This window comes from Nocardioides zeae, assembly GCF_030818655.1.
Taxonomy (GTDB): Bacteria; Actinomycetota; Actinomycetes; order Propionibacteriales; family Nocardioidaceae; genus Nocardioides; species Nocardioides zeae_A.
In genome coordinates, this window is sequence record NZ_JAUTAN010000001.1 from 1,622,272 (window position 1) to 1,636,078 (window position 13,807).

At 74.7% G+C, this 13,807-nt stretch carries 14 protein-coding genes and 1 pseudogene; 4 read left to right on the plus strand and 11 right to left on the minus strand.

All coding sequences use genetic code 11. The annotated features are described in order from the left end of the window. Positions 1-87 precede the first annotated feature (87 nt). The 5 genes and pseudogenes from QE405_RS07755 to QE405_RS07775 all read right to left on the minus strand — a co-directional run bounded on the left by QE405_RS07755 (position 88) and on the right by QE405_RS07775 (position 6,473). The gene (locus QE405_RS07755; RefSeq protein WP_307199624.1) at positions 88-555 is read right to left on the minus strand and encodes a hypothetical protein; all 468 of its coding nucleotides are present in this window, start codon (positions 553-555) and stop codon (positions 88-90) included. Then, positions 552-1,593 (minus strand): annotated as a pseudogene (gene argC, locus QE405_RS07760) (N-acetyl-gamma-glutamyl-phosphate reductase). The gene QE405_RS07755 and the pseudogene argC overlap by 4 nt, the downstream one beginning before the upstream one ends. Positions 1,594-1,768: 175 nt before the next feature. Continuing rightward, positions 1,769-4,276: a phenylalanine--tRNA ligase subunit beta gene (gene pheT / locus QE405_RS07765; protein WP_307199625.1), complete on the minus strand. Its 2,508-nt coding sequence runs from the start codon at positions 4,274-4,276 to the stop codon at positions 1,769-1,771. 1 nt (position 4,277) lies between these two features. Next, positions 4,278-5,387: a phenylalanine--tRNA ligase subunit alpha gene (pheS, locus tag QE405_RS07770; protein WP_307199626.1), complete on the minus strand. Its 1,110-nt coding sequence runs from the start codon at positions 5,385-5,387 to the stop codon at positions 4,278-4,280. Between the two features lie 78 nt (positions 5,388-5,465). Beyond that, on the minus strand, positions 5,466-6,473 hold the full coding sequence (locus QE405_RS07775; RefSeq protein ID WP_307199627.1) for a DMT family transporter: 1,008 nt from the start codon (positions 6,471-6,473) through the stop codon (positions 5,466-5,468). A gap of 40 nt (positions 6,474-6,513) precedes the next feature. Between QE405_RS07775 and QE405_RS07780 the strand changes: the two genes are divergently transcribed. Then, a complete protein-coding gene (locus QE405_RS07780; RefSeq protein ID WP_307199628.1) occupies positions 6,514-7,011 on the plus strand; it encodes a MarR family winged helix-turn-helix transcriptional regulator in 498 nt (165 codons plus the stop codon). A 29-nt stretch (positions 7,012-7,040) separates the two neighbouring features. Here QE405_RS07780 and QE405_RS07785 read toward each other — a convergent pair whose 3' ends face one another. From QE405_RS07785 to QE405_RS07810, 6 genes are all read right to left on the minus strand, one after another. Further along, a complete protein-coding gene (locus tag QE405_RS07785; RefSeq protein WP_307199629.1) occupies positions 7,041-8,102 on the minus strand; it encodes a sensor histidine kinase in 1,062 nt (353 codons plus the stop codon). Between the two features lie 26 nt (positions 8,103-8,128). Beyond that, the gene (locus QE405_RS07790; protein ID WP_373459485.1) at positions 8,129-8,992 is read right to left on the minus strand and encodes a TrmH family RNA methyltransferase; all 864 of its coding nucleotides are present in this window, start codon (positions 8,990-8,992) and stop codon (positions 8,129-8,131) included. Then, entirely contained in the window at positions 8,989-9,375 is a 387-nt protein-coding gene (gene rplT / locus QE405_RS07795) for a 50S ribosomal protein L20 (RefSeq protein ID WP_163772820.1), read from the minus strand. Before rplT ends, QE405_RS07790 begins: the two co-directional genes overlap by 4 nt. 62 nt (positions 9,376-9,437) lie before the next feature. Next, the gene (gene rpmI, locus QE405_RS07800; protein WP_163772821.1) at positions 9,438-9,632 is read right to left on the minus strand and encodes a 50S ribosomal protein L35; all 195 of its coding nucleotides are present in this window, start codon (positions 9,630-9,632) and stop codon (positions 9,438-9,440) included. Positions 9,633-9,740: 108 nt separating this feature from the next. Next, complete coding sequence (gene infC / locus QE405_RS07805) at positions 9,741-10,469, minus strand: translation initiation factor IF-3 (protein WP_307199631.1); 729 nt, start codon at positions 10,467-10,469, stop codon at positions 9,741-9,743. 292 nt (positions 10,470-10,761) lie between these two features. Continuing rightward, positions 10,762-11,295, minus strand: a complete 534-nt coding sequence (locus QE405_RS07810) for an SseB family protein (protein WP_307199632.1) — start codon at positions 11,293-11,295, stop codon at positions 10,762-10,764. Positions 11,296-11,376: 81 nt separating this feature from the next. On the opposite strand from QE405_RS07810, the gene QE405_RS07815 reads away from it, so the two are divergent. The 3 genes from QE405_RS07815 to QE405_RS07825 are packed head-to-tail and all read left to right on the plus strand — an operon-like array spanning position 11,377 to position 13,694. Further along, positions 11,377-11,850 carry a hypothetical protein gene (locus QE405_RS07815; protein ID WP_307199633.1) on the plus strand — a complete coding sequence of 158 codons (474 nt, stop codon included), beginning with the start codon at positions 11,377-11,379 and terminating at the stop codon, positions 11,848-11,850. Position 11,851: 1 nt separating this feature from the next. Beyond that, positions 11,852-13,090 (plus strand): amino acid deaminase/aldolase, encoded by a 1,239-nt coding sequence (locus tag QE405_RS07820; protein ID WP_307199634.1) that lies wholly within the window; start codon positions 11,852-11,854, stop codon positions 13,088-13,090. Further along, the gene (locus QE405_RS07825; protein WP_307199635.1) at positions 13,065-13,694 is read left to right on the plus strand and encodes a 4-amino-4-deoxy-L-arabinose transferase; all 630 of its coding nucleotides are present in this window, start codon (positions 13,065-13,067) and stop codon (positions 13,692-13,694) included. Before QE405_RS07820 ends, QE405_RS07825 begins: the two co-directional genes overlap by 26 nt. Positions 13,695-13,807 lie beyond the last annotated feature (113 nt).

The following is a 13,807-nucleotide window of genomic DNA, read 5'->3' on the forward strand; positions in this document are numbered from 1 at the left end:
CTCCTGGGGCACGGCCGCCCGTCGGGCGGCGGTGGGGCGGGGAGCCCGGCGGGAGGCCGGGCGGGACGGGGCGCGGGGCGGTGCGGTTCAGCTCGCCGGGACGGCGGCGCCGACCGCGTGCCCTCGTCGTCGCCACGCCGCCTCGGCCGCATCGGCCTCGGCACCCGGGACGAGCACCCAGAGCGCGTCGTACGTCGTCAGCGGGATCCCGGCGATCCCCTCGTCCGCGAGCGGCGCGAGGAGGTCCGGGACGAGGGCGGCGCTCTCGGCGACGGTGCGCTCGCCGCCGAGCTGGAACGCGGTGAGCGGCCGCACGCTGCGCGCCTTCGTCGGCACGTTGCGCGCCGCGCAGAGCACGGTGGTCTCCGTCGCCGTGGCCGTGATCTGGAAGACGGAGGAGGACTCGGCCCACGCCGGGATCGACGCGCCCGGACCGAGGCGCACGATCGCGAGGGTCTCGGGGAAGCGGGCGAGCTCGTACGCCGCGGGCTCCTGCCCGGCGCTCTCGGGGGCGCTCTCCGGGGCGCTCTCCGGGGCGCTCTCCGGGGCGCTCACGGGGCCAGTCCCACGGTCGAGAGGCCGGTCGTCTCGTCGAGGCCGAGCGCGAGGTTCATGCACTGCACGGCGGCGCCGCCCGTGCCCTTCGCGAGGTTGTCCACCGCGCCCACCGCCACGAGGCGGTGGGCCGCCTCGTCGACGGTGACCTGGAGGTGCACCGCGTTGGAGCCGAGGACCGACTGCGTGGCGGGCCACGTCCCGGGCGGCAGCACGTGGACGAAGGGCTCGTCGGCGTAGGCCTTCGCGTAGACCTCGTAGGCGTCCTCGGCCGTGACGTCGCCGGTCAGGGGTGCCGTGCAGGTGGCGAGGATGCCCCGCGCCATCGGGACGAGGAGCGGGGTGAAGCCCACCTTCAGGTCCGCGTCGGTGAGCCGGCCCAGGTTCTGCCGGATCTCGGGGGTGTGGCGGTGGACGCCACCGACGCCGTAGGCGCTCGCGTTGCCCATGACCTCGCTGCCGAGGAGGTGGGGCTTCGGGGCCTTGCCCGCACCGGACGTGCCGGAGGCGGCGACGACGGTGAGGTCGTCGGTGACGAGGCCCGCGGCCACGGCGGGCGCGAAGGTCAGCGTCGAGATGGTCGGGTAGCAGCCGGGGACCGCGATGCGCCGCGCGCCGCGCAGCTGCTCCCGCTGGCCGGCGAGCTCGGGGAGGCCGTAGGGCCACGTGCCGGCGTGGCGCCGAACCGTAGAACTTCTCCCAGTCGGCGCCGTCGACGAGCCGGAAGTCGGCGCCGCAGTCGATGACGACCGTGTCGTCGCCGAGGGCCTCCGCGATCGGGGCGGACTGGCCGTGCGGAAGACCGAGGAAGACCACGTCGTGGCCCGCGAGCGTCTCCGGGGTGGTCTCCTCGAGCACCCGGTCGGCAAGCGGGACCAGGTGCGGCTGCAGGGCGCCGAGCGACTGGCCGGCGTTGGAGCCGCCGGTGAGGGCGCCGATGCGGACGTCCGGGTGGCCGAGGAGGAGCCGGAGGACCTCACCACCGGCGTACCCGCTCGCCCCGGCGACAGCGACGGAGAAGGGAGACGTCATGTGCATGAACATACATGGTGATGCATGAGCGTGCGAATTGATTGCGTTCTGGGCGTGGCGAGCCGCCGCGACTTTCCCCGGTCGACCGGGGAACACGCCACTTAGCGCATCAATATTGATGGTCAAAGCGGCACTTTCCCCGGTCGACCGGGGAAAGTGCCGCCTGCATGACCATCCGGGGTCAGGCGCGGAGGGTGGCGCCGGTGCGGTCGGTGGCGAGGGCGACGGCGGCGTCGCGCGCGGCGGCCGCCTCGCCCTCGGCCAGGGTGCGGTCGAGGGCGCGGAACCGCAGCGCGAACGCGAGCGACTTCTTGCCGTCGGGCACACCCGTGCCGGTGTAGACGTCGAACAGGCGCAGCGACTCCAGCAGCTCGCCGGCTCCCTCGCGGAGGGCCGCCTCGACGTCGCCCGCGGGCACCGGGGCATCGACGAGGAGGGCGACGTCCTCCTTGGCGACGGGGTACGTCGAGAACACCGGTCCCCGCACCGTGTCCGGCACGGCGGCCAGCAGCAGGTCGAGGTCGAGCTCCGCCGCCGAGGTGCGCGGCGGCAGGCCGAGGCGCGTGACCACCCGGGGGTGGAGCTCGCCGGCGTGGCCCAGCGTCGTACGGGTGCCGTCGGCACCCACCAGCACGACCTCGGCACACCGACCCGGGTGCCAGGGCGCGAGCTGGGCGTTCTCGACCTGTACCTCGACGCCGAGCTCCCCCGCGAGGTCGCGGACGACGCCGACGACGTCGACCCAGTCGGCGTCCCGGCCGGCACCCCACCACCCGGGGTTCTCCCGCTGCCCGCCGAGGACGACCGCGAGGTGCAGCGGCTGGCGCGGCAGGGCCGCGAGCAGTGCGGCCAGCTCGTCGTCGGTCGGGCGCCGGTCGACGCCGAGGAGCGGCGCCGCCACGTCCGACGCGAAGGCGACCGTGCCGGTCTCGAAGAGCGCGACCCCCGGCAGTCCGCGGCCCGTGTTGCGGGCAGCCGCCGCCAGCGTCCCGGTGAGCAGCGTGGTCGTGTACGCCGGCTCCTCCGCCGACAGCGGGTTGGCGAGCCGCACCGTACGGCGCCGCTCGTCGTCCGCCGGCACCTCGAGCGCGTCGAGGCCGGCCTCGCCGGTGAACGGGAAGCTCACCACCTCGACGAGCCCCGCACCGGCCAGCGCGCGGCCGACCCGGCGGCGCAGGCGCTGCTCGCGGGTCAGGCCACGTCCCGCGGTGGGCGTGGGGAGCACGGACGGGACCGCGCCGTACCCCACGATGCGGACGACCTCCTCGACCATGTCGAAGGGGTCGGTGAGGTCGGGGCGCCACGGCGGCACGACGACCTGCAGCGCGGCGTCGTCGCCGTCGACCCGGCAGCCGACCGCCGCGAGGTGGCGGCGGGTGGTGGCGGCGTCGATGTCGATGCCCGAGACCCGGGCCGGCAGGTCGGCGGCCACGGTGACCGTGGTGGGCTCCGGCGGTGTGCCGACCACGGTGACGCCCGCGTCGGCCGTGCCGCCGCCGTGGGCGACGAGCAGCTCGACGACGCGGTCGGCCGCGGCCTCGCAGATCGTCGGGTCGACGCCGCGCTCGTTGCGCTTGCCGGCCTCCGAGGTGATCTTGTGGCGGCGACCGGTGCGGAACATGGAGACGGCGTCCCAGTGGGCCGCCTCGACGAGCACCCGGGTCGTCGTCGACGACATCTCCGTGGTCTCCCCGCCCATGACGCCACCCAGCCCGATGATCCCGGAGTCGTCGGTGACGACGAGGTCCTCGGGGCTGAGCGCGCGATCGGTGCCGTCGAGCGTCGTGAGCCGCTCCCCCGCCGTCGCCCGGCGGACGCGGAGGGCGCCGGTGACCTTGTCGGCGTCGTACCCGTGGATCGGGCGTCCGGTCTCGAGCATCACGTAGTTCGTCACGTCGACCGCGAGCGAGATCGGTCGCATGCCGGCGAGCTGGATGCGTCGTGCCATCCAGTCGGGCGTCGGAGCGGTCGGGTCGAAGCCCGAGACGGTGCGCGCCACGAACACGGGGCAGCCGTCGGGGTCGTCGACGACCACGGGGTGGCCCGCGCCGTCAGCGGCGGGGACGGGGCGGTCGACGGGGTCCGCGTACGGCGCGTCGAACGCCAGCGCCGCCTCCCGTGCCACGCCGCGCAGGGAGAGCGCGTAGGCCCGGTCGGGGTTGATCTCGAACTCGATGACCTCGTCGCGGAGCGGGAGCAGCGCGAAGGCGTCGTCGCCGGGCGCACCGGCGTCGGCCGGGAGCACGATGATGCCGTCGCTCGCGCCGCCGAACCCGGCGGGCAGGCCGAGCTCGGCCGCGGAGCAGATCATGCCGGCGGAGAGGTGCCCGTAGGTCTTGCGCGCCGAGATGGCGAAGTCGCCCGGCAGGACGCCACCGGGGAGCACGACGACGACGAGGTCGCCGGGCTCGAAGTTGTGGGCGCCGCACACGATGCCCTGGGGCTCGCCGGTGCCGTTGGCGTCACCGACGTCGACGGTGCACCAGTTGATCGTCTTGCCGTTCTTCTGCGGCTCGGGCGACTTCGTGAGCACGCGACCGACGACGAGCGGGCCGGTGATGTCGTGGCCCGGCCGCTCGATGGCCTCGAGCTTGAGGCCGAGGTCGGTGAGCCGGCGGGCGAGCTCCTCCGTCGTCGCGTCGGCCGGCAGGTCGACGTGCTCGCGGATCCAGGAGACGGGTGCCTTCATCTCAGATCTCCGTTCCGAAGGCCGTGGCGAAGCGGACGTCGCCCTCGAAGAAGGCGCGGAGGTCCTCCACACCGTGGCGGAACATCAGGGTGCGGTCGATGCCCATGCCGAACGCGAAGCCGGTGTAGCGCTCCGGGTCGACGCCGCAGGCGACGAGCACGCGCGGGTTCATGACCCCGCAGCCGCCCCACTCGATCCAGCCCTCGCCCCGGCACGTGCGACAGGTGGCGCCGTCGGCGTCCACGGCAGTGCCCCGGCAGACGAAGCAGACGAGGTCGACCTCGGCGCTCGGCTCGGTGAAGGGGAAGAACGACGGCCGGAACCGCGTCGAGATGCCCTCGCCGAACATGGCGGCGGCGAAGTGGTCGAGGGTGCCCTTGAGGTGGGCCATCGTGATGCCCTCGTCGATCGCGATGCCCTCCACCTGGTGGAACATCGGGGAGTGCGTCGCGTCGTACTCGTCCGTGCGGAACACGCGGCCCGGGCAGGCGACGTAGATCGGCGGCGTGCGCGTCAGCATGGTGCGCGCCTGCACCGGCGAGGTGTGCGTGCGGAGCACGACGTGGTTCTCGGCCGGGTCGGTCCAGAACGTGTCCTGCATCGTGCGAGCCGGGTGGTCGGGGCCCAGGTTGAGGGCGTCGAAGTTGAGCCACTCCGCCTCGAGCACCGGCCCCTCGGCGATCTCCCAGCCCATGGCGACGAACACGTCGGCGATGCGCTCGGCGCCCGTCGTCAGGGGATGCCGGGCGCCCCGGGGACGCCGGTCGACCGCCACCGTCACGTCGACGGTCTCCTCGACGAGCATCCGCTCCTCGTGCTCGGCCTCGAGCACCGTCTGCCGCGCGGCGAGCGCCTGGTTGACGGCGCCCCGGGCCTTGCCGACCCGCTGGCCGGCGTCCTTGCGCGCCTGCGGCGGCAGCGCCCCGATCTCGCGGTTGGCCAGGGCCAGCGGGGAACGGTCGCCGGTGTGCTCGATGCGCACCTGCTTCAACGCGTCGAGGTCGCTCGCGGCGGCGACCGCGGCGAGGGCCGCCTCGGTCATCGCCGCGACCTCCTCGGCCTTGAGCGGGGTCACCTCGACGGGATCGAACTCGTTGTTGGGGCCGGACATCGGGGCCTTTCCGCGGTGGTCGAACGAGCAGGAGGGCGCCGTGGTCGCGCGCACGCGGCCGACGGGCCGCGGGCCAGTCTAGGAAGTGGCGCGGGCGCGGGGCGAACCGGTTACGGGTACGGCGCACACGAGGTCCTCCTCGGAGCGCCGGGCCACCGGGGCGGCGGCCACGGGCCGGGACGCGGGGCGCGTCGGCGGCTCGGCAGCCGTCGGGGCGACCGTCGGGGCGACCGGTCGCGGGGGCCGGTTGGCGACGACGACGGCGCCGAGGACCACCATGATCCCGAGGGCCTGCACGAGGCCCAGGTGCTCGCCGCCGACGGCCGTGCCGAGCAGCACGCCCGTCACCGGGTTGAGCAGGCCGATGACACCGACCTCGACGACGCCGAGGCGGCTCAGGCCGTTGAACCAGCAGACGAAGGCCAATGCCGTCGTGACGAGCGAGAGGTAGGCGTAGCCCGCGACCGCCGGGACGTCCACCGCCGGCGGCGCACCCTCGAGGAGCGGGGCCGCGACGAGCAGGGCCGCACCACCGGCGACGAGCTGCCACGCGGTCGACGCGACGACCGGCACGGGATCGATCCGGTTCCAGCGGCGGGCGAGCACGAAGCCCACGCTCGAGGAGAGGAGCGCGGCACCGGAGGCGGCGAGCCCCCAGCCGTCGGGAGCGCCGACCGCTCCCCCGACCACGAGCACCACCCCGCCCAGACCCACCACCGAGGCGAGCGCGCCCTGCAGGCGCGGACGGTCACCGTCGATGGCCCAGGCCATCGCGAGCATCACCAGCGGCGCGCCGGCCATCACCACGGAGGCGACGCTGGACGGCAGGCGTTGCGCCGCGACGTACACGAGCCAGAAGAAGAGACCCACGTTCGTCGTGCCGAGCAGCAGCGCGCGCCCCCACCACGCGCCGTGCGGCAGGCGCCGCGCGAGCAGCAGGAGCAGGAGCCCCGCGGGCGCGGCGCGGAAGGCCGCACCCCAGACGGCCGCGTCGGCCGGGAGGGCGTGCTTGGTGACGACGTAGGTGCTGCCCCACGCGATCGGGGCGATCGCGGTGACGAGGGTCCAACGGAGTTTCGCTTCCACGGAAGGCAAAATGCCTTCCGGGGAAGGTATATTCCCACTCGTGGACCGAGACCTCGATCACGTCGACCGCATCCAGGAGCAGTGGGCCCGCGAGCGTCCCGACCTCGACACGTCACCGCAGGGGCTCATCGGCCGGACGCACCGGCTCGCGGACCGGCTGATGGAGGAGCTGCTGGTCGTCTACCGGCGGCACGGCCTCGGCCAGGGCGAGTTCGACGTGCTGGCGACCCTGCGGCGCGCCGGCGACCCGTTCGAGCTGACCCCGAGCGTGCTGGCGCAGACCACCATGGTGACCAGCGGCGCCGTGACGAAGCGGCTCGACCGGCTCGAGGCGGCCGGCCTCGTGCGCCGCCAGCCGAGCGACCTCGACGGCCGTGGCCGCGTCATCGGCCTCACCGCGGAGGGACGCCGCCTCATCGACCGGGCCTACACCGAGCACATGGAGAACGAGCACCGGCTCGTCGCCGGGCTCGACGCCGACGAGCGCGCCCAGCTCGAGCACCTGCTGCGCCGCTGGGCGGTGTCGCTCGACGCCTGAGGGACGTCTCGTCCCGCGGGCCGGGCGCCTCAGCCGTCGTCGCGCGCGACCGGCCAGGTCACGGCCACGCGCGCCCCGCCGTCCGCGGTCTCACCGATCTCGGTGGTGCCCCCGTGGGCGCCGACCAGGCCGCCGACGAGGTACATGCCCAGCCCGGACCCGCCCGCCTGGCCAAAGTGCCAGAACTTCGTGAACACGCGGCGCCGGATCTCCTCCGGGATCCCCCGGCCCTCGTCGTCGACGGTGATGCGGACCGCGTCGCCGTCGGCGGTCGGCGCGAGCCGCACCAGCACGGTGCCCTCGCCGTGCCGCACCCCGTTCTCCACCAGGTTGGTGAGCACCTGGGTGAACTTGTCGGGGTCGGCCATCACCGGCGCCAGCCCGGCGTCGGCCTCGAGGGAGATGGTGCGCGACGTGCCCGCTCCCACGGAGCAGACCACCCGCCCGGCCAGCTCGGCGGCGTCGCACGGACGGCGGTGCAGCGAGAGCCGCCCCGTGTCGATGCGCGCCACGTCGAGGAGCTCGGTGATGAGCCGGCTCAGGCGGTCGGCGTCGGCGTTGACCGTGGTGAGCATGAGCCGCTTCTGCTCGTCGTTGAGCACGTCCCAGCGGTTCAGCATCGCCTGCACGAAGCCCTTGACCCCGGTCAGCGGCGAGCGCAGCTCGTGGGCGACGGTGGCGACCAGGTCGGAGCGCTCGCGGTCGAGCCGCTCCCGTCCGCGTCCCGAGCGGAGCGTCACCGCCACCCGGACGACGACACCGTCCGCGTCGCGCACGATGCGCGCCGCCGTCAGCACCTCGTGACCGTCGGGCAGCAGCCACGACTGCTCGGGGACGCCGACGCGGGTGCGCAGACCCCCGTACGGCGCGTTGTAGCGCACCCAGTCGCAGCCCTCGGTGTTGAGCAGCACCAGCACCTCGGCCAACGGTCGTCCGTGCGCCTCGGCCGCCGGGACGTGGAGCCAGCGGGCCGCCGCGGCGTTGACGTGCGTGACGAGCCCGTCAGCGTCCGCGACGACGACACCGTCGGGCAGCGCGTCGACGAGGTCGCAGACGGTCAGGTCGTCGGTGCGGGGCCCCGTCGCGTCCATGCCGGCGATCCTAGGCGGGCGCGCCCCTAGGGGCGGGGTGCCGCGGCGCCTGCCGCCCGCTGGGCACGGGCCGAGGCGTAGAGGCAGAGCGCGGCGGCGGTCGCCAGGTTGAGGCTCTCCGCCCGGCCGTGGATGGGGATGCTGACGACGTCGTCCGCCAGGGCCGCGACCTCCTCGGGCAGGCCCCAGGCCTCGTTGCCGAGCAGCCACGCGGTGGGCTCGGCCAGCAGGCCCGACGCCTCCGCCTCGAACAGGTCGAGCCGACCGCCGCCGTCGGCGGCCAGCACCCGCAGCCCGGCGGCGCGCACCGCGGCCACCGCGCACGCGACGTCCGTCTCGACGGCGATCGGCAGGTGGAAGACGCTCCCGACGCTCGCCCGCACGGTCTTCGGGTTGTGCAGGTCCACGGCGTTGCCGAGGAGGGCCACCCCGTCGGCGCCCGCCGCGTCGGCGCACCGGACGACGGTGCCGGCGTTGCCCGGGTCGCGCACGTCGGCGCAGAGGGCCACCAGGCGCGGGCCGGGGGCGAGCAGCTCGGCCAAGGGCACGTCGAGGGGCGTGCACACCGCGACCACGCCGGCGGGGGTCACCGCATCGCTGAGGGCCTCCATCGCCGGGCCGTCCACCCGGTGCACGGGCACGGCGGGCACGGTGCGGGCGAGGGTGGCCATGAGCGCGCCGTACCGCTCCGCGGCAGCGGGGGTCACGAAGACCTCCCGCACGCGGCCGGGCGTCTCGAGGGCGGCCTCGAGGCCCTTCGGGCCGTCCACGACGAACAGCCGCCGCTCGGTTCGCACCGAGCGGCGGCTGAGCTTCCGCGCTTCCCTGACCCGGGCGCTCCTCGTGGTGAGGAGCGCCGGGTCCGGTGCGGCGGGGGTGCTGCTGGTCAGGCCGAGGCCTTCTCCGCGTTGACGTCCTCGGGCAGCGCGGCCCGGGCCGTCTCCACGAGCGCGTTGAACGCGGCCGTGTCGTTGACCGCGAGCTCCGCGAGGATCTTGCGGTCGACCTCGACACCCGCGAGGCCGAGGCCCTGGATGAAGCGGTTGTAGGTCATGCCCTGCGCACGCGCCGCGGCGTTGATGCGCTGGATCCACAGGCGACGGAAGTTGCCCTTGTTCTTGCGGCGGTCGTTGTAGCTGTAGACCAGCGAGTGGGTGACCTGCTCCTTCGCCTTGCGGTAGAGGCGCGAGCGCTGGCCGCGGTAGCCGCTGGCGCGCTCGAGGGTCGTCCGGCGCTTCTTCTGGGCGTTGACCGCCCGCTTGACGCGTGCCACGTGAATCTCCTAGATCGAGGATGGTGCGGGGTCGTGCTCGACTCCCGAGGGGGGTGGGAGGGTCAGCGACCCAGCAGCTTCTTGGCGCGCGGCACGTCGGCCGCGGCGACCTCGACGGTGCCCGTCATGCGGCGGGTGACCTTCGAGGGCTTCTTCTCGAGGTTGTGGCGCTTGCCGGCCTTCTCCCGCAGGATCTTGCCGCTGCCCGTCACCCGGAACCGCTTGCCGGCGCCCGAGTGGCTCTTGTTCTTCGGCATCGTTGACTCAACTCTCTTCTTCGGTGCCACCCGCCGGCGGACGGGTGGCGCGTTCGACAACCGGCGGCGGACGTCTCGCCCGCCGCCGTGGGACGTCGGTGGTGCTGCTCAGGCCTCGATCTCGGGGTCGAGGTTCTCCGAGCGGCGGCGCTCCTTCTTCTGCGCCACCGGCCCGGCCGCGTGGGCGGCGTCGCGCTCGGCGCGCTCCTCCGCCACGGCCTCGGCCCGCTCCGCGGCGCGCGACGCCTTCTCGGCCTCGGCCTCGACGCGAGCGTCGGCCTTCTTCTTGTGGGGCCCGAGCACCATGATCATGTTGCGGCCGTCCTGCTTCGGCGACGACTCGACGAAGCCCAGCTCCTCCACGTCGTCGGCGAGGCGCTGCAGCAGCCGGAACCCGAGCTCGGGGCGGTGCTGCTCGCGACCGCGGAACATGATCGTGATCTTGACCTTGTCTCCGGCCTTGAGGAACCGCACGACGTGACCCTTCTTGGTCTCGTAGTCGTGCGAGTCGATCTTCGGCCGGAGCTTCATCTCCTTGATGATCACGTTCGACTGGTTCCGTCGGGCCTCGCGGGCCTTCTGGGCGGTCTCGTAGCGGAACTTGCCGTAGTCCATGAGCTTGCAGACCGGCGGACGCGCCATGGGCGCGACCTCGACGAGGTCGAGGCCGGCTTCCTGCGCGAGTCGAAGTGCGTCGCCCGTGGGGACGATGCCGACGGTCTCGCCGTTGGGACCGACAAGTCGGACCTCGGAGACCCGGATCCGATCGTTGATGCGCAGCTCGGTGCTGATGTGTCCTCCTGGGGGTACGGCGGACGGGAACCGGCCCGCGTGCACCCGCCCGGAGCGACCGGGCCGGAGAACGAAAAAAGGCTCCCGCTTGACAAGGGTGTCCTAGCGGAAGCCAGTCGCGACCACGTCGCCACGCCACCACGACACCTCCCGGAGGAGGGCGTCGAGCGACGCGTGAGCCGACGACCCCGCACGCGGGGCGCCGCCTCGACCGGACCCGACGACCTGGCGGCCGGTGCGGGTGGGAGACGGGATTGCTGCTGGTCTCCGCTTGGAGATCGGCGGATCGCTGCAGGCGCAGCTCACCACTGATCGGTCAACGGGAGACAGTAGTGGACTATTCCGCCTCGACGCCAATCCACGCGTGGCCGCCGGCCACGCGGCGCAGCTCCCACCCGCGCGCGAGCGCGCCGAGGTCGTCGCCGGGCACGACGAAGCGCACGGGGCCGGCGATGTCGACGACGATGGCCGCCGCGCCGTCCTGCAGCGCCGACGCGGCGGCGAGCTGCGTCGCGACGGGCACCGGGCGGGCGTCGGCTCGCCACCGGGTCAGCGCCTCCTGGCCGGTGAAGGCGAGGAGGGCCCGACGGCCGTCGCGGCCCGTCACCAGCACGGTGGCCATGTCGCTGCTCTTGTCGTGGGCCAGCCCGTTCTCGTCGACCTCGACCTCGCCGAGCACGGCGACGACGGGCACGAGCAGCCGGGACTCGCCCAGCACCGCGAGCACGTCGGCGTCGTCGGCCTCCCCCGCGGCGTACGCCGCGAGCACGGCCGCCAGGGCCTCGGGGGCCTCGCCGGTGTCGTCGCCGAAGGCCGACGTCGGGATGACGCGTCCGGCGAAGCGGTCCTGCGGGGCGAGGGGTCCACTCACCCGCGCCATGATGCCAGCCGCGCCGCCGCCGACCGAACCGGTGCACCCGCTCCCCCACCCCGGACGGCCTAGGGTGGAGGGGTGGACGCAACCTGGCTCGCCCTCGCCGTCGTGCTCTCCGCCATCGGGGCCATCTGGACCGTCGTGGCCTGGCGCACGCGGGGCGTGGCCGCCGCCGTGCGGGGAGCCGGGTTGACGTTGCTGGCGCCCGCGGCGTACCTCACCGGCACGCTCGAGCTGGCCGGGGAGATCGCCGTCGACGTCGGCGACTGGGCCCGCGGCCTCGTGTTCTCCCCCGTCGTGTGGACGGGCATCGCGCTGGCCGGCGCGGGCGTGCTGCTCGTGCTGCTCGGCGGCGCGCTCGCCGCGCGCGGCGTGGGGACGAGCCCGCGCACGGCTGCTCCGCGGCAGGTCGAGGACGGGGCCGGTCGTCCGGCCGTGGCCCCGGCGGACCGCCGTGCGCCGGCGGCTCCGCCCGCCGGACGTGGCCGCGCGAGCGGCGACGACGACCTCGACGACATCGAGGCGATCCTGCGCCGCCGAGGGATCAGCTGACGTGGCGGGCCGCCGGTCCGTCCCCGCGCTCGTCGAGCGGCACCGCCTCGCCGCCCGGCTGGGCACCGCCGTCTCCCGGCTCGACCCCGCGCCCGCGACGCCGTGCGCCGTCGTCGACCTCGACGCCTTCGACGCGAACGCCGACGACCTCGTCGCGCGGGCCGGCGGGACGCCGATCCGGGTGGCCTCGAAGTCGCTGCGCGTCCCCGCGCTGGTGCAGCGCGCGCTCGCGCGGGACGGCTTCGCCGGGGTGCTGGGCTACACCCTGCGCGAGGCGCTGTGGCTGGTCGACGAGGGCATCAGTGACGACGTCGTCGTCGCCTACCCCACCGTGGACCTCCCCGCACTGCGGCGCCTCACGTCCTCGCCGTCGGCCGCCGGCGCGGTGACGATCATGGTGGACGACCTCGCCCACCTCGACGTCGTCGACAGCGTGCGGTCCTCCAAGGCCGTGCCCGTGCGCGTCGCGATCGACGTGGACGCCGGGCTGCAGGCACCCGGAGGCGTGCACGTCGGGCCGAAGCGCTCGCCGCTGCGCAGCGCGGAGGCCACCCTGGCGCTGGCGCGGGCCGTCGTCGAGCGGCCGGGGTTCGTGCTGGTGGGGGTCATGACCTACGAGGGACAGGTCGCCGGGGTGCCCGACCGGGTGCCGGGCCAGGCGCCCCGGATGGCCGTCGTGCGGCGCATCAAGCAGGCGTCCCTGGCGCAGCTGCGCGAGCGTCGGGAAGCCGTGGCGACCGGGATTGCCGAGCTGGCCGACCTCTCCTTCTTCAACGCCGGCGGCTCCGGCTCGATCGCCGAGTCCGCCGCCGACCCGTCGGTCACCGAGGTCACGGCCGGCTCCGGCCTGCTCGTCCCCGGCCTGTTCGACCACTACCGCTCCTTCGCGCCGCGGCCCGCGGCGTACTTCGGGGTGCCCGTGACGCGCCGTCCGGGTCCGGGGGTCGCGACGGTGCACGGGGGCGGGTACACGGCGTCCGGTCCCGCCGGACCCGACCGCCAGGTCCTCCCCTGGGCGCCGCCCGGGCTGGAGCTGACGGCGCTGGAGGCGGCCGGCGAAGTGCAGACGCCGCTGGTCGGCCCCGGCGCCGACCTGTTGCGCATCGGGGAGCTGGTGTGGTTCCGGCACGCCAAGTCGGGGGAGCTCTTCGAGCACACCGACGTCGCGCACCTGCTCGCCGGCGACCGGATCACCGAGACCGTCCCCACCTACCGTGGCGCGGGCCAGGCCTTCGGCTGAGCTGCCCCCGGCGGAGGCCCTGCCCGCCGGGACGCTCGAGGTGCTGCTGCGGCTCGTGGCCCGGTCCCCGGCCCGGCTCGGTGCCGGCCGGCTCGTCTGCGTGGACGGCCCGTCGGGATCCGGCAAGACCACGGCGGCCGCCGCCCTCGCGCGGGCGCTCGCGGCCGCGAGCCACGACGTGGTCGAGCTGCACATGGACGACCAGTACGACGGGTGGGACGGCCTGGGTGCCGCGCCCGGCCGGGTGGCGCGGGACGTCGTGGAGCCGCTGGCGGACGGACGAGCGGGGCGGTACCGGCGCTACGACTGGTACGCCGGGGCCTTCGCCGAGGAGCACGAGGTGGCGGCGGTCGGTCCCCGTGGCGTCGTGGTCCTCGAGGGCGTCGGGTCGGGAGCGGCGCCGCTCGCGGCGTACCGGAGCGTGCTGGTGTGGGTCGAGGCGCCCGCGGCGCTGCGGCTGCGCCGCGGGATCGAGCGCGACGGGGAGGCCGCGGCGGAGCACCTGCGGGCCTGGTCGCGTGCCGAGACCGTGCACTTCGGCGCCCACGGCACCCGCGCCGCCGCCGACGTGCGCCTCGACGCGCACGGTCGGGTGGTCCGCTGAGGGGTTGACGTCGAGTTTGGTCGTACGTCGCGGCAGAACCGTCGAGTTTGGTCGAACGGTTGAACTCGGATCAGCGAACACCGCACCGTACGACCCAACTCGACGCGAACGCC